At 72.2% G+C, this 13875-nt stretch carries 15 protein-coding genes; 6 read left to right on the top strand and 9 right to left on the bottom strand.

The window, feature by feature from the left end:
• Positions 1–250 precede the first annotated feature (250 nt).
• The gene (locus tag HEP81_RS24345) at positions 251–490 is read left to right on the top strand and encodes a hypothetical protein (RefSeq protein ID WP_037651448.1); all 240 of its coding nucleotides are present in this window, start codon (positions 251–253) and stop codon (positions 488–490) included.
• 10 nt (positions 491–500) lie between these two features.
• Here the strand turns inward: HEP81_RS24345 and HEP81_RS24340 are convergent, their stop codons facing one another.
• A complete protein-coding gene (locus HEP81_RS24340) occupies positions 501–1289 on the bottom strand; it encodes an RDD family protein (RefSeq protein WP_078967134.1) in 789 nt (262 codons plus the stop codon).
• A 157-nt stretch (positions 1290–1446) separates the two neighbouring features.
• A complete protein-coding gene (locus HEP81_RS24335) occupies positions 1447–3072 on the bottom strand; it encodes an RDD family protein (RefSeq protein WP_037651446.1) in 1626 nt (541 codons plus the stop codon).
• A 245-nt stretch (positions 3073–3317) separates the two neighbouring features.
• Between HEP81_RS24335 and HEP81_RS24330 the strand changes: the two genes are divergently transcribed.
• On the top strand, positions 3318–3731 hold the full coding sequence (locus tag HEP81_RS24330; RefSeq protein ID WP_037651445.1) for an SsgA family sporulation/cell division regulator: 414 nt from the start codon (positions 3318–3320) through the stop codon (positions 3729–3731).
• Positions 3732–3760: 29 nt separating this feature from the next.
• Here the strand turns inward: HEP81_RS24330 and HEP81_RS24325 are convergent, their stop codons facing one another.
• On the bottom strand, positions 3761–5185 hold the full coding sequence (locus HEP81_RS24325) for an FAD-binding oxidoreductase (RefSeq protein WP_037651444.1): 1425 nt from the start codon (positions 5183–5185) through the stop codon (positions 3761–3763).
• 92 nt (positions 5186–5277) lie between these two features.
• On the opposite strand from HEP81_RS24325, the gene HEP81_RS24320 reads away from it, so the two are divergent.
• Complete coding sequence (locus tag HEP81_RS24320; protein ID WP_037651442.1) at positions 5278–6768, top strand: tetratricopeptide repeat protein; 1491 nt, start codon at positions 5278–5280, stop codon at positions 6766–6768.
• An 87-nt stretch (positions 6769–6855) separates the two neighbouring features.
• Here the strand turns inward: HEP81_RS24320 and hppD are convergent, their stop codons facing one another.
• Entirely contained in the window at positions 6856–8004 is a 1149-nt protein-coding gene (gene hppD, locus HEP81_RS24315; protein ID WP_037651439.1) for a 4-hydroxyphenylpyruvate dioxygenase, read from the bottom strand.
• Between the two features lie 122 nt (positions 8005–8126).
• On the opposite strand from hppD, the gene HEP81_RS24310 reads away from it, so the two are divergent.
• The 3 genes from HEP81_RS24310 to HEP81_RS24300 all read left to right on the top strand — a co-directional run bounded on the left by HEP81_RS24310 (position 8127) and on the right by HEP81_RS24300 (position 9488).
• Positions 8127–8594, top strand: a complete 468-nt coding sequence (locus HEP81_RS24310; protein WP_037651437.1) for an Lrp/AsnC family transcriptional regulator — start codon at positions 8127–8129, stop codon at positions 8592–8594.
• Between the two features lie 97 nt (positions 8595–8691).
• Complete coding sequence (locus HEP81_RS24305) at positions 8692–9276, top strand: ArsR/SmtB family transcription factor (RefSeq protein ID WP_037651435.1); 585 nt, start codon at positions 8692–8694, stop codon at positions 9274–9276.
• A complete protein-coding gene (locus tag HEP81_RS24300; RefSeq protein ID WP_421673937.1) occupies positions 9273–9488 on the top strand; it encodes a hypothetical protein in 216 nt (71 codons plus the stop codon). Before HEP81_RS24305 ends, HEP81_RS24300 begins: the two co-directional genes overlap by 4 nt.
• Here HEP81_RS24300 and HEP81_RS24295 read toward each other — a convergent pair.
• From HEP81_RS24295 to HEP81_RS24275, 5 genes are all read right to left on the bottom strand, one after another.
• Entirely contained in the window at positions 9485–10276 is a 792-nt protein-coding gene (locus HEP81_RS24295; RefSeq protein WP_037651432.1) for a S16 family serine protease, read from the bottom strand. The two genes, HEP81_RS24300 and HEP81_RS24295, sit on opposite strands and share 4 nt — an antisense overlap.
• Before the next feature lie 155 nt (positions 10277–10431).
• Complete coding sequence (locus HEP81_RS24290; RefSeq protein WP_037651430.1) at positions 10432–11073, bottom strand: IclR family transcriptional regulator; 642 nt, start codon at positions 11071–11073, stop codon at positions 10432–10434.
• A 301-nt stretch (positions 11074–11374) separates the two neighbouring features.
• A complete protein-coding gene (locus HEP81_RS24285; RefSeq protein ID WP_037651428.1) occupies positions 11375–13165 on the bottom strand; it encodes a DEAD/DEAH box helicase in 1791 nt (596 codons plus the stop codon).
• A gap of 112 nt (positions 13166–13277) precedes the next feature.
• Positions 13278–13673: a type II toxin-antitoxin system death-on-curing family toxin gene (locus tag HEP81_RS24280; RefSeq protein ID WP_037651426.1), complete on the bottom strand. Its 396-nt coding sequence runs from the start codon at positions 13671–13673 to the stop codon at positions 13278–13280.
• Positions 13670–13870 (bottom strand): CopG family ribbon-helix-helix protein, encoded by a 201-nt coding sequence (locus tag HEP81_RS24275; protein WP_037651424.1) that lies wholly within the window; start codon positions 13868–13870, stop codon positions 13670–13672. The genes HEP81_RS24280 and HEP81_RS24275 overlap by 4 nt, the downstream gene beginning before the upstream one ends.
• Positions 13871–13875: the final 5 nt, after the last annotated feature.

The following is a 13875-nucleotide window of genomic DNA, read 5'->3' as shown; positions in this document are numbered from 1 at the left end:
GACAAGCGCGTGTTCAAGTGACGACATTTGACTAGAGGTTTAGAAGAAAAGACAGATCTTGACTCGGTAAGGCTCGGTGCACTATGCGAAGTTGACACCGGCTTTAGACAGAGCGTGCTTCCTGTGCGCCCCCCGTGCATCGGCGGCGTGGGTTAGGTCACGCTTACCGGCACGCCCGCTCGGGCATGCAGGCGAGGAGAGAGTCGAACGGCCACCCCGACACCCGAAGACCTCCGAGGACACGATTGCCATGCCTCGTCCGACCGTCGCCCAGCTCGCCTACGGCGCGAGCACCGTGATCTTCTCCACCCTCGCCATGCTGCTGCTGTCCCAGACGAGTTCGGGCGTCGGGATCGCCGTCATCGCCCTCGCGGCGCTCGCGCTCGGACTGCTGGTCGCGATGACGGTGCCAGTGCCGGGGGCCCGCGGCGCACAGCAGGAGGCCGCCGGAACGGCCCCGGAGGGGGAGCGCGTCCCGACGGCCCTGTGAGGCCGACCGCTCAGCGTCGCGGTTCGGTCTCGGTGCTGACCACGACCGTCTTGGCGGCCTTGTCGTGCAGACCCTGTTTGTAGGGCTTGTCGAAGAAGCTCCAGCCGCCGCAGATCACGGTCCAGATGCAGGCGCAGCAGAAGGCGAACGGCAGCCACAGCACCAGCGCGCGCGTCAGTGAGGTCTGCGCGCTGGGGGTGGCGCCGTCGGACAGGTTGGCCACCCGCATGTGCAGCCACTTCTTGCCGAGGGTCTGGCCGGTCTTGTGGATGAGGAAGGTGTCGTAGGCGATGTAGAGCACGGCGGCGATGACGGACTGCCCAAGGGAGCGGGCGGCGTCGATCCGGTCGCCGTTCACGTCGTACTCGCGCACGTTGAACGCCCAGGTGAGCAGGTAGACGACGATGCCGACCAGGATCATGTCGATGATCCGGGCGAGGGTCCGCTTGGCGCTGTCGGCGAGCGGGGGCATGCCGGCCAGCGGGTCGGCGGGGTAGCCCCCGGCGCCGTGCGGGCCGCCCCCGTAGGGGCCGCCACCGGGCGGGGGCTGACCGCCGCCGTAGGGGCCGCTCCCGTAAGGGCCGCCCGGGGGCGGGGGTTGCTGCCCCCCGTAAGGAGGTGGCTGCTGACCCCCGTAGGGCGGGGGCTGCTGACCGTCGTAGGGAGGCGGTTGCCGGCCGTCGTCCGGGGGCGGGGAGTCGTACGGTGAGCCCTGCCCCTGGTTCGGCGGGGGCGGCTTCCTGAACGGGTCGTCCTCGGGTGGCTGCTCTCCGGAGCCGGGGGGCGGTGCGCTGCTCATGGCCCGAGTGGATCGCGAACGCCCCGGCTCCGCATCCGACGGACGGCCGTACGGGGTACGGGGTACGGCCGATCCGCCGACGGCCTAGGGTCTTTCGTTTGGATCAGGCCGGATCAGGGCCCGCGAGTCCGGGCTGATCCAAACGAGAGGCCCTAGGTCAGCCCGCGACGAAGGTGTGCGCCGCCTTGTCGTGCCAGCACTGGTGCCAGGGCCGGTCGAACAGGCACCACAGCACGCCCACGATCCCGATGCCGAGCAGCCCCGGAACGCTGTACACCAGCCAGCGGCGCAGCGCCGGGGCGAAGGCCGGAGGCTCATGGCCCTCGATGTCGCGGACGTCGAGGCCGCACAGCTTCTTGCCGAGGGTGCGGCCCCATTTGACGGTGGGCAGCACTTCGTAGAGGACACCGAGGACGAGCAGTACGGCGATGACGATGCCGAGGCTGGTGCCGGTGGCGCCGTCGAGCAGCCAGACGGTGACCTCGTGCCCGGACTGCCGGGCCGCGTCCACCTTCTGCTGGATGTGGTCGAGGGCCCGGGTGCCGAGCGGGACGGCCACGACGGCGGTCACGGCGCCCACGACCACGGTGTCGATCAGCCGGGCCGCGAGCCGCCTGCCGAGTCCGGCGGGGCGGGCGGCGGCCTGTCTGCGCGCCGCCGCCTGGAAGACGTCCTCCACCGGCGGCTTCCACGGCGCGACGGGCTGCTCCTCTGCCGCGCTCCCGGCCAGTTGGTGCACCTGCTGCGCCCAGGACCCTTGTCCGGGCCCGCCCTGGGGCGGAACCTGCGGGGCGGCGGGCGCGGGCCCCCGGTTCTGGGGCGGCTGCACGGCGCCGAAGCCGGGCCCCGGGGCGGGGGCCGCGGGCGTGCCGGGCGCCGGGGGCGTCGCGGGGGTCAGGGGTGTCGCGGGGTTCGGCGCGGCGACCGGGCCCTGGGTGTGGCGGCCGGGTACATCGGCCTGCTTCGGCGGTACCGGACGCATCGTCATCGTGCCGTCGTCCGTACGACCGGTGACCGGGCGCCGGAAGACGAAGGTGCCGGGGTCGGGGGCGTCGCGATCGGCCGGCGGGATCGTGGCGGTGCCGTCGGCGCGCTCGGCCCGCCCGTCGGGCGGTGCGGTCCCCTCGGCGGGCACCCGGGGGTCGGCACCCCAGGGGGCACCGGCCTGCGCGGGCACGGATGCCTGCCGCGGATCGGCGGGCCCGGTCTGCCCGGCGGCGGCACTCTGGTCCCAGGGGCCGCCCTGCCCCGCCCTGCCGCCCCACTCCCCCGCGGGCCCCGACACGCCTGCCTGGCCCGCATGTTGGCCGGGCACGCCCGCGCCGGGCTGCCCGGACGGCCCCGGACGGCCTCCCTGCCGGCCGGCGGCGGCACCTGAGCGGCCCAACTGTCCCGCCGCTTCCGAAGGTTGGCCGGAATCACCCGTGTGGCCCCCTTGACCGGGCACCCCCGCCCGGCCCGGGGCACCGGCTCCGTCCGCCGCGGGCCAGGGCCCGGGCGCTCCCGAACCCCCCGGCTGCTGGGCGGAGTTGCCGGTGACCGCCGGGCCCGAGGCGGCCGGGCCGCCGGGTTCCTCGTCGAAGAAGTGCGGGCCCGTCTCCTCCACGGCCGGGGTGACACCCGGGGGCGGGGCGAGCGATTCGCCGTCCTTCGGGGCCGGGCGGCTGGTGCCGGGCACCCAGGCGGCGCCGTTCCAGTACCGGACGTAGCCGGGGATGGACGGGTCCGGGTAGTAGCCCTCGCGGGGCCGGTCGTCACCGGGGGCCGGGGTTGGGGCGCTCATGTCCGTCGTCCCGTATCTGCTCGTGGGTGGGATGGGGCCTCCCACATCTATCAGACGCGGGCACGCGCCACCGCCAGTCCCGCAGGACCCACTCCATCCGGGCAACGCCGCGCGCGCCGCACGGACCGGGCCGAAAAAAATTTCTCCGGACCCGCGTAATGCCCGGGCCGTTGCCCCCTCTCCCCTGGTACGGGCCCGCGCCGAGTGGCCCCGCGCAGTCCCCGGCACGAAAGGAAACCCAGGTCATGCAGCACACCGTGGTGGAGCGGGAGCTCGAACTCAATCTGATCCTGTCGCCCGAGCGGAGCATCCCGGTCCCGGCCCGGCTCGTCTACCGCTCCGACGACCCCTACGCCGTCCATGTCGTCTTCCACATCAACTCCGAGTTCCCGGTGCACTGGACGTTCGCCCGCGATCTGCTGGTGGAGGGGGTGTTCCGGCCGTGCGGGCACGGGGACGTGCGGGTGTGGCCGACGAAGTCGGCGGGGCGCAGCGTCGTCCTGATGGCGCTGACCTCGCCCGACGGGGACGCGCTCCTGGAGGCGCCGACCCCGCAGGTCTCCGCCTGGCTGGAGCGCACCCTGCGGGTGGTCCCGCCGGGCACGGAGGGCGGGCAGCTCGGCATCGACGACGCCCTCGACCAGCTGCTCGCCCGGTGAAACCGGCCGGAGCGACGCGCCCGGCGGCCTCAGAAGAGCTTGCCCGGGTTGAGGATGCCGAGCGGATCGAAGACCTGCTTCACCGATCGCTGCATCTCCACCCCGACCGGCCCGATCTCCCGGGCCAGCCAGTCCTTCTTCAGCACCCCGACGCCGTGTTCGCCGGTGATGGTGCCGCCCAGTTCCAGGCCGAGGGCCATGATCTCGTCGAAGGACTCGCGGGCCCGGCGGGACTCGTCCTCGTCCTGCGCGTCGAAGCAGACGGTGGGGTGGGTGTTGCCGTCGCCCGCGTGGGCGCAGACACCGATCGTCAGGCCGTACTTCGCGGCGATCCGGTCGATGCCCTCCAGCATGGCGCCGAGCTTGGAGCGGGGTACGCACACATCGTCGATCATCGTCGTGCCCTTGACCGCCTCCAGCGCGGTCAGCGAGAGCCGCCGGGCCTTGAGGAGCAGCTCGGACTCGGCCGCGTCCTCGGCCGGGACGACCTCGGTGGCGCCGGCGGCCTCGCACAGGGCGCCGAGGGCGGCGAGGTCGGCGGCCGGGTCCGGGGTGTCGAAGGCGGCGAGCAGCAGTGCCTCGGTGGTCTCCGGCAGGCCCATGTGGGCCAGGTCGTTGACCGCCTTGACGGTCGTACGGTCCATCAGTTCGAGGAGGGAGGGGAGGTGGCCGCCGGCCATGATCCGGCAGACGGCGTCGCAGGCGCTCGCGGCGGAGGGGAACTCGGCGGCCAGCACGAGCTGCTGGGGCGGCTTGGGCTTGAGGCCGAGGACCGCGCGCACCACGATGCCGAGGGAGCCTTCCGAGCCGACGAACAGCCGGGTGAGGTCGTAGCCGGCGACACCCTTGGCGGTGCGCCGTCCGGTGGACATCAGCCGGCCGTCGGCGAGGACGACGTCCAGGCCGAGGACGTACTCGGCGGTCACGCCGTACTTCACACAGCACAGGCCGCCGGAGCCGGTGCCGATGTTGCCGCCGATGGTGCACATCTCCCAGCTGGAGGGGTCCGGCGGGTAGTACAGTCCGTGCTCCTCGACGGCGCGGGAGAGGTCCGCGTTGATCACGCCCGGTTCGACCACGGCGACCCGGTCGACGGGGCTGATCTCCAGGATGCGGTCCATCTTGGTGAGGGACAGCACGATGCAGCCGTCCGAGGCGTTGGCCGCGCCGGACAGTCCGCTGCGGGCGCCCTGGGGGACGACGGGGACGCGCAGTGCGGTGGCGGTGCGCATGACGTGCTGCACCTGCTCCACGGTGCGCGGCAGGACCACGACGGCGGGGGCTCCGGCGGGGCAGAAGCTGGCCATGTCGTGGGCGTAGGCGGCCGTGACGTCGGGGTCGGTCAGCACGGCCTCGGGGGGCAGTCCGGCCAGGAGCCGGTCGGTGAGGCTGCCGGTTGCTGCGATGGCTTCGATGGCTTCATCGCGACGTGCTTCGATGCGGCTCATGATCACAGGTTCGCACTCACGGCCATCGGTGTGAACCCCGTCAGCCTCTCGCCACGCCCGGCGCGATCTTCTTGTCATATTGACGCACAGTGAGCGCCATGGACAACCGAGTGAGCGAGCCGGGAACGCCCCTGCCGAGCGGGCCGCCCGCGCCCCGCCGTTCCCGGCGGTTGCTGCGGCGAGTACTGATCACCGCGCTGACCAGCGGGGTGGTCGCGGGAGCGGTCCTTGCCATCTGGCCGGGGATCGGCCCCCAGGCCGTGAGTCCGCCGGCCCCGGGGCCGCGGGCCCACCGGGCGCAGCTGCGCGCCCCGGCGCAGGCGGCGCAGGCGCTGACCGCGGTGACCTCCGGGATGCCGGCGACGCTGCCGGCCCTGACGGCACTGATCGGACAGCAGGAGCAGCGGGTACGGGCCCAGCCGCAGGACGCGAAGGCGTGGGCGGTGCTGGGGACGGCGTACGTCGAACGGGGGCGCGCCACCGCCGGGGCCGCGGACTTCCCGCGGGCCGAGAAGGCGCTGGAGACCTCGCTCCGGATGGTGGACGAGGAACAGAACCTCCAGGCGCTGGACGGCCTGACCGCGCTGTCCCTGGCACGCCGTGACTTCACCGAGGCGAAACGTTACGCCGAGCAGGCCCAGGAGCTGGCGCCGGCGCGGTGGTCGTCGTACTCCCAGCTCATCGACGCCGATACCGGGCTCGGCGACTACGACGCGGTCGGCGACTCCTTCGACAAGCTGATGGCGCTCAAGCCGGGCGCGGCCGAGCGCCCCGCGGTGATGGCGCGGGCTGCCGCGGTCTACCGCAACCGGGGCTGGCGCGAGGACGCGGTGGCCCAGCTGACCGACGCGGCCGCCGCCGCCCGCACCCCCGCCGAACAGGCCACGTATCTCACCCAGTTGGGCCAGCTGGCCTTCGAGCGCGGCGATCTCCAGGACGCGCTGCGGCACTATGACGCGGCCCTGCGCCAGGACGCCGACCAGCCGGCCGCGCCGGCGGGGCGGGCCCGGGTGCTGGCGGCGCTGGGCCGTTCGACGGAGGCGGTGACCGCGTACCGCACCGCGCTGGCCCGCCGCCCGGACCCGCGCGACGCGCTCGACCTGGGCGAGCTGTACGAGTCGCTGGGCATGGCCGCGCAGGCCCGCGAGAGCTACGACCGGGTGCGGGAGCTGGCGCAGCGGGAGACCTCGAACGGGGTGGACGACGAGCTGGTGCTCGGCCGGTACGAGGCCGACCACGGGGACGCGCAGCAGGCCGTGGAGCGGCTGCGCGGCGAGTACGACCGCCAGCCCGGCACCGAGGTGGCCGACGCCCTCGGCTGGGCGCTGCACCGGGTCGGCGAGGACGACGAGGCCCTGGAGTACGCCACGACGGCCACGGACGGCACGAAGGGCGGAGGCGTGCGCAGCGCGCTGTACGCCTATCACCGGGGCGCGATCGAATCCGCCCTGGAACTGGACGGGCCCGCCCGGCGCAGCCTCCAGGAGGCGCTCCAGATCAGCCCGGCGTTCTCCCCGCTGTGGGCCCGCGAGGCGAAGTCGGCCCTGGCGGCGCTCGGGAATCCGCCGGATGTGGCGGTGCCGGGCTGAGCCGTGACGGGGACCGGCCGGTGGGTGCGGCACCGGGCGGTCCCCGTCACGCGGGGGGTGGCGGTCGCTCTGTCCAGAGGTTGCCGCCTAGAGGTTGCCGCGCTTCTCCTGCTCGCGCTCGATCGCCTCGAACAGGGCCTTGAAGTTGCCCTTGCCGAAGCCCATCGAGCCGTGCCGCTCGATGATCTCGAAGAACACCGTCGGACGGTCCTGGACCGGCTTGGTGAAGATCTGGAGCAGGTAGCCGTCCTCGTCGCGGTCGACGAGGATCTTCAGCTCGCGCAGGGTCTCCACCGGCACCCGGGTCTCGCCGGCCCACTCGCCGAGGGTCTCGTAGTACGAGTCCGGGGTGTTGAGGAACTCGACGCCGGCCGCGCGCATGTCGCGGACGGTCTGCACGATGTCGTTGGAGTTCAGCGCGATGTGCTGGACGCCGGGGCCGCCGTAGAACTCCAGGTACTCGTCGATCTGGGACTTCTTCTTGGCGATCGCGGGCTCGTTGAGCGGGAACTTCACCTTCAGGGTGCCGTCCGCGACGACCTTCGACATCAGCGCGCTGTACTCGGTCGCGATGTCGTCGCCCACGAACTCCTTCATGTTCGTGAAGCCCATGACGTTGTTGTAGAACCCGACCCACTCGTCCATCTTGCCGAGCTCGACGTTGCCGACGCAGTGGTCGATCGCCTGGAAGGTGCGGTGCTCGGGCTGCGGCACGATCGGCTGGGCGGCCACGAAGCCGGGAAGGTAGGGGCCCTCGTAGCCGGTGCGCTCGACCAGGGTGTGCCGGGTCTCGCCGTAGGTGGCGATGGCCGCGAGGACGACGGTGCCGTGCTCGTCCTTGACCTCGTACGGCTCGTCGATGGAGCGGGCGCCCTGCGCGACGGCGTACTCGTACGCGGCGCGGGCGTCCGGGACCTCGATGGCCAGGTCGATGACGCCGTCACCGTGCTCGGCGACATGCTGCTCGATGAAGCGGCCCCACTCGCTGGACTGCTTGATCACCGAGGTGAAGACGAACCGGGCCGAGCCGTTCTCCAGGACGTAACTGGCGGTCTCACGGCTGCCGTTCTCCGGTCCGGAGTAGGCGACCAGCTTCATGCCGAAGGCGGAGGAGTAGTAGTGCGCCGCCTGCTTGGCGTTGCCCACGGCGAAGACGACCGCGTCCATTCCCTTGACCGGGAAGGGGTCGGCCTGCCGGGCGGTCGCGTCGGGAGTGTGCTGTGTGGTCTGCGTCATAGCGGAAGGGTGACCGGACTCTGCAAGGTGCGCAATAGTTTCCGTATTCACTGGGCATTTTGTTAGGTGAAACGGCCCAGTGGCCGGACTTTCTGTACACGATGACCACCCCGGGAGCGGCTGTGGCGATCGATCATCTGGACGGGCAGATCATTGTGCTGCTGGCGCGGGAGCCGCGGATCGGCGTGCTGGAGATGTCCCGGCGGCTCGGGGTCGCCCGGGGCACCGCGCAGGCCCGGCTCGACCGGCTCCAGTCCAACGGCGTGATCCGCGGCTTCGGCCCCCAGGTGGACCCCGCGGCCCTCGGCTATCCGGTGACCGCGTTCGCCACGCTCCAGATCCGGCAGGGCCAGGGGGCCGACGTGCGGGCGTACTTGACCACGGTGCCGGAGGTGCTGGAGCTGCTGACCACGACCGGCAGCGGGGACATGCTGTGCCGTCTGGTGGCCCGTTCGAACGCCGATCTGCAACGGGTGATCGACCGGGTCGTCGGCTTCGAGGGCATCGTGCGGGCCTCCACGGCGATCGTGATGGAGAACCCGGTGCCGTTGCGGGTGATTCCGCTGGTGGAGCAGGCGGCGGAGGAGTGAGGGGACCAACGGACGACTGACGTGCGGGAGTTGACGCAAAGAAGTTGATGCAAAAGAAGCGTTGCAAAGGAGGCTTTGCATAGCTACCTTTGTACGCATGACGGAGCACGAGACACCGAAACAGCGCCGGCTGGACGCCCGCTCACTGCGCGGGCTCGCCCATCCCCTGCGGATGCAGCTGCTGGACGCCCTGCGGGACCACGGCCCCGCCACCGCGTCCCAACTGGCCGAGCGGCTCGGTGAGTCCAGCGGCGCGACCAGCTACCACCTGCGCCAGCTCGCCGACCACGGCTTCGTCGAGGACGCGCCGGAACTGGGCAGGGGCCGGGAGCGCTGGTGGCAGGCGGTCGCCCAGGGACTGGCGTACGACAGCACGGACTTCGAGGACGCGAGCCCCGAGGTACGGGGTCTCACGGAGGTCTTCCTCCAGGAGGGCGCCGCCCGGCACGCCCGCGAGCTGGCCGCCTGGCTCGGCACCCGCGACGCATGGTCGCCCGCATGGTCCCGGGCCACCGACATGAGCGACATGAAGCTGCGGCTCACGCCCGACCTCGCGCTCGAACTCATCGAGAAGATGCATGAGTTGATCGACGGCTACCGCGACCGCGAGATCGCCGCGGACGCTCCCGAGGCGGAGCAGGTCCGCGTCCACACGCACCTGTTCCCCATCGACACGAAGTGACCCGACCCGAAGTGAGAGGCACCGCCATGGAGATCAACGCCCAGCTCGCCCGGCTTCACCACGCCGACCTCCGCGCCCGGGCCAGCGCCCACCACCACGCCGCCGCGGTGAAGCCGGCGACGGAACTGCGGACCCGCGTCGGCTGGACCCTCGTCGACCTGGGGCTGCGGCTCGTCTCCACGTCCCGCCCGGCGGTGGCGCTCGCGCGTTAGCAGGCCGGTACCGGGCCCTTGCCGGTCTCCAGGGCGCGCAGGGAGTCGACCGCGCTCTTCAGGGTGGTCACCGGGACCAGGCGCAGGCCCTTGGGAAGATCGCCGCGGGCGTCGGCGCACTCGGCCCTCGGGACCAGGAAGACGGTGGCACCGTCCCGGCGGGCGGCCTGCGTCTTGAGGCCCACCCCGCCGACCGCGCCCACATTGCCGGCCTCGTCGATCGTGCCCGTACCGGCGACGGTGCGGCCGCCGGTGAGATCGCCGCCGTGGCCGTCGCCGTCCAGCTTGTCGATGATCCCCAGCGTGAACAGCAGGCCCGCGCTCGGGCCGCCCACGTCCGCCAGCTTCAGTGTGACCTTGACCTTGTCGGGGCTCAGATCGAGGTACTTCAGCGCCGCGCTGGTCGCCGCGTCCTGCGACTGCCGCATCTGCGCCGTGTTGTGCTGCTCGATCTCCTTGAGCGTATTGCCGCTCGGGTACACCGCGTCGCGGGGCATCACGGCCCGGTCGGTACGGAACCAGTCGCCGGCCAGGTCCGAGAGGGTGAGGCGGGCGTCGGGGCCGGTCGCCTCGATGGTGACCATCCGCAGCTGCCCGCTCGTCCGGCGGGTGTCGGCGCCCTTGACCGTGATCACCTGCGCGCCCCGGTTCGAACCCAGCACGTTCGCCGTCATCCCGGGCTGCGCCACGGAGAACGGCAGCGGCGCGAACACCGCGGTGGCGAGGAGCGCGACGACGGGAAGCGCGCACAGGGTGAGGGCCTGGGGGCGCGTGAGACGTGAGAGCACGAGTTCAATTTACGTGACGTGTGCCGTCCGGCGGCCTGGCGGTGACCGACAGGGGCGCACGGCACCGTTTTCGGCTGCCGCCCGGTGGGGCCTTCGCGCGCGGTTCCCCGCGCCCCTCAAGGGGCCGCTGCGGCGCCCTCAACGCGTCCCGCGGCTCAGCGCAACGCCTCCGCCACCTCCCGGGCCGCCTCCACCACCCTCGGGCCCACGCGTTCCGGTACGGAGTCCGCGAGCATGACGACGCCCACGCTGCCCTCCACCCCGGTCACCCCCACCAGCGGCGCGGCCGCTCCGCACGCGCCGGTCTCCAGTTCGCCCTGGGTCAGGGTGCAGGCCGGTTCCGCGGCGGGGGCCCGGCGGGCGGCCAGGATCGCGCGGCCCGCGGCACCCCGGTCCAGCGGATGCCTGAAGCCCGCGCGGTACGCCACGTGGTAGTCGGTCCAGGTCGGCTCGACCACCGCCACCGCCAGCGCCTCCGTGCCGTCGACCAGCGTGAGATGCGCCGTCGCGCCTATCTCCTCCGCCAGCGACCGCAGCGCGGGCAGCGCGGCCTCCCGGACCAGCGGGTGCACCTGGCGCCCGAGCCGCAGCACCCCCAGCCCGACGCGGGCCCGGCCGCCCAGATCACGTCGTACCAGAGCGTGCTGCTCCAGCGTGGCGAGCAGCCGGTACACCACGGTCCGGTTCACGCCCAGTTTGTTGGACAGCTCGGTGACGGTGAGGCCGTGGTCGGTGTCGGCGAGCAGCTTGAGGACGCGCAGTCCCCGGTCGAGCGTCTGAGAGGTCTCCGCGGTCACGACGCCCACTCCTTCGGCGGTGAGGTCGGCGTACCCCCGAGCGGGAAATGCGTCACCGAGTCCCGTCGGCGACGCGCTCCAGAGGCCGCCGATCGGCAGGACGGCCCGGCGGCTCCGGACCCTGTCGCTTTCACGGCTGCGCTCCGCGGCGGCGCTGCCACGGGGCGTTGCGTAGCGGGACAGTAGCGAAGCGGGTTCGCTGAGCGGAAGTCTTGGTCCAGAATCCGGGCAAGGACGAAGACGAACTGACGGTATACGTCCGGATACGTACGGCAGCGTAACCAGCCCCGTCAGCCGCGCGTCAGCGCATCCGGGTCGCCCACTCCTGCACCTTGGTGATCCGCTGCTTCAGCTGTCCCGCCGTCGCCTCCGCACTCGGCGGTCCGCCGCACACCCGGCGCAGCTCGGTGTGGATCACTCCGTGCGGCTTGCCGCTCTGGTGGACGTAGGCGCTCACGAGCGTGTTGAGCCGCTTGCGCAGCTCCATCATCTCCTTGTGGGAGACCACGGGGCGCCGCTCGGCGGGCAGTTCGAGCAGATCGGCCTCGGTGTCCGGCTTCTTCTTGCTGTGCGCGATCTGCCGGGCCTGCCGCTTCTGGAGCAGCATCTGCACCTGGTCGGGCTCCAGCAGTCCGGGGATGCCGAGGTAGTCCTGCTCCTCCTCGCTGCCCGGGTGGGCCTGCATGCCGAACTCGGCGCCGTCGAAGAGCACCCGATCGAAGACGGCCTCGGACTCCAGCGCCTCGAAGGAGAACTGCTCCTGCTCGCCGGTGTCCTCGTCCTGCTCCTTGTTCGCCTCCTCCATCTCCTTCTCGGATTCGGCGTACGGGTCCTCCTCGCCCTCCTTCTTCGGCTTGTCGAGGGCGTGGTCCCGTTCCTTCTCCATCTCGTTGGCGAAGGTGAGCAGGTCGGGCACGGTCGGCAGGAAGACGGAGGCGGTCTCGCCGCGCCGCCGGGAGCGCACGAAACGGCCGACGGCCTGCGCGAAGAACAGCGGGGTGGAGATGGTGGTGGCGTACACGCCGACCGCGAGGCGGGGCACGTCGACGCCCTCGGACACCATGCGGACCGCGACCATCCAGCGGTCCTCGCTCGCGCTGAAGTCGTCGATGCGCTTGGAGGCGCCGGTGTCGTCGGACAGGACGACCGTGGCCTTCGTACCGGTGATCTCGCGGATCAGCTTGGCGTAGGCGCGGGCGGAGTCCTGGTCGGAGGCGATGACGAGGGCGCCGGCGTCCGGGATGGCCTTCCTGACCTCGGTGAGCCGCTGGTCGGCGGCGCGCAGCACGCTGGGCATCCACTCTCCACGCGGGTCCAGCGCGGTGCGCCAGGCCTGGCTGACCGCGTCCTTGGTCATCGGCTCGCCGAGCCGGGCGGCGATCTCGTCACCGGCCTTGGTGCGCCAGCGCATCTGCCCGCTGTAGGAGAGGAAGATGACCGGGCGCACGACGCCGTCGGAGAGCGCGGAGCCGTACCCGTAGGTGTAGTCGGCGGCCGAGCGGCGGATGCCGGCGTTGTCCTCCTCGTACGTCACGAAGGGGATGGGGTTGGTGTCGGAGCGGAACGGCGTACCGGTCAGCGCGAGCCGCCGGGTCGCGGGCTCGAACGCCTCCAGGCACGCCTCGCCCCAGGACTTGGAGTCGCCGGCGTGGTGGATCTCGTCCAGGATCACCAGGGTCTTGCGCTGCTCGGCGCGGTTGCGGTGCAGCATGGGCCGCACGCCGACGCCCGCGTAGGTGACGGCGACGCCGTCGTACTCCCGGCCGAGCGGCCCGGCGCTGTACTCCGGGTCGAGCTTGATGCCGACCCGCGCCGCCGCCTCGGCCCACTGCTTCTTCAGGTGCTCGGTGGGCGCGACCACGGTCACCTGCTGCACCACGTGGTGGTGCAGCAGCCATGAGGCCAGCGTCAGCGCGAAGGTGGTCTTGCCGGCGCCGGGTGTGGCGACGGCGAGGAAGTCACGCGGCTGCTCCTGGATGTACTTCTCCATCGCCCCCTGCTGCCAGGCACGCAGCTTGTTGGCCGTGCCCCACGGCGCGCGGCCGGGGAAGGCGGGGGAAAGGTGATGCGAGGAAGCGGCGGTGGTAGTCACGGTCTCCGTGGTCAGGTTCAGTCGGCTACGTATGACAACCGGGCCACCCTACCGGCGTCACCCTCCCCTCCCGCCCCGAACGACCCGGGGTCACCGCCGGGTGGGACCCACGTCACAGCCCCCGCAGCCGCCCCGCGATCACGCCGACGTCGCTCTGTGTCCCCGCCGCCACATCGATGACCAGCGCGTACGCCGCGTCCTGGTCGACTCCGGCCAGGTCGACCCCGTTGAGCGCGAGGAAGGTGGCGGTGGCGAGCCAGGCGGTGCGCTTGTTGCCGTCGACCAGGGGGTGGTTCGCGGCGAGGGCGCGCAGCAGGGCGGCGGCCTGTTCGTACAGGTCGTCGTAGGCGGCGGTGCCGAACATCCGGGCGCGGGGGCGGTGCACGGCCGAGGCGAGCAGCCCCGGCTCCCGCGCCTCGGGCGGCCGACCGCCGAAGGCGAGGGTGGCGAGGGCGGTGACGTCGGCGATGGTGAGGTGACGGGTGGCGGGGGTGGCCCGGGTGTTCATTCGCCGAGCCTCCTCAGCAAGTCGGCGTGGGCGCCCGCCAGCCGCTCGGCGGTCTCGCGCACGGCCGTCTCCTCCGTCGCCAGATACCGGCGTACGGCCTCCACCACCACCTGCTCTGGCGTGCGCCCCTGTGCGTCGGCGAGGTCGGAGAGTGCCTGGTGGGTGGCGGGGTCGAGGTGCACGGTCAGTGAGCGCATGACGG

This window comes from Streptomyces griseofuscus, from assembly GCF_014673495.1.
GTDB lineage: Bacteria > Actinomycetota > Actinomycetes > Streptomycetales > Streptomycetaceae > Streptomyces > Streptomyces murinus.
The sequence above is the reverse complement of the archived record's forward strand: the minus strand, read 5'-3'. Positions and strand labels throughout refer to the sequence as shown.

Bases quoted from the DNA above. Each gene is read 5' to 3' on its own strand.
- HEP81_RS24345 (WP_037651448.1), top strand. From the start codon at position 251: ATGCCTCGTCCGACCGTCGCCCAGCTCGCCTACGGCGCGAGCACCGTG.
- HEP81_RS24340 (WP_078967134.1), bottom strand. From the start codon at position 1,289: ATGAGCAGCGCACCGCCCCCCGGCTCCGGAGAGCAGCCACCCGAGGAC.
- HEP81_RS24335 (WP_037651446.1), bottom strand. From the start codon at position 3,072: ATGAGCGCCCCAACCCCGGCCCCCGGTGACGACCGGCCCCGCGAGGGC.
- HEP81_RS24330 (WP_037651445.1), top strand. From the start codon at position 3,318: ATGCAGCACACCGTGGTGGAGCGGGAGCTCGAACTCAATCTGATCCTG.
- HEP81_RS24320 (WP_037651442.1), top strand. From the start codon at position 5,278: ATGGACAACCGAGTGAGCGAGCCGGGAACGCCCCTGCCGAGCGGGCCG.
- hppD (WP_037651439.1), bottom strand. From the start codon at position 8,004: ATGACGCAGACCACACAGCACACTCCCGACGCGACCGCCCGGCAGGCC.
- HEP81_RS24305 (WP_037651435.1), top strand. From the start codon at position 8,692: ATGACGGAGCACGAGACACCGAAACAGCGCCGGCTGGACGCCCGCTCA.
- HEP81_RS24280 (WP_037651426.1), bottom strand. From the start codon at position 13,673: ATGAACACCCGGGCCACCCCCGCCACCCGTCACCTCACCATCGCCGAC.
- HEP81_RS24275 (WP_037651424.1), bottom strand. From the start codon at position 13,870: ATGCGCTCACTGACCGTGCACCTCGACCCCGCCACCCACCAGGCACTC.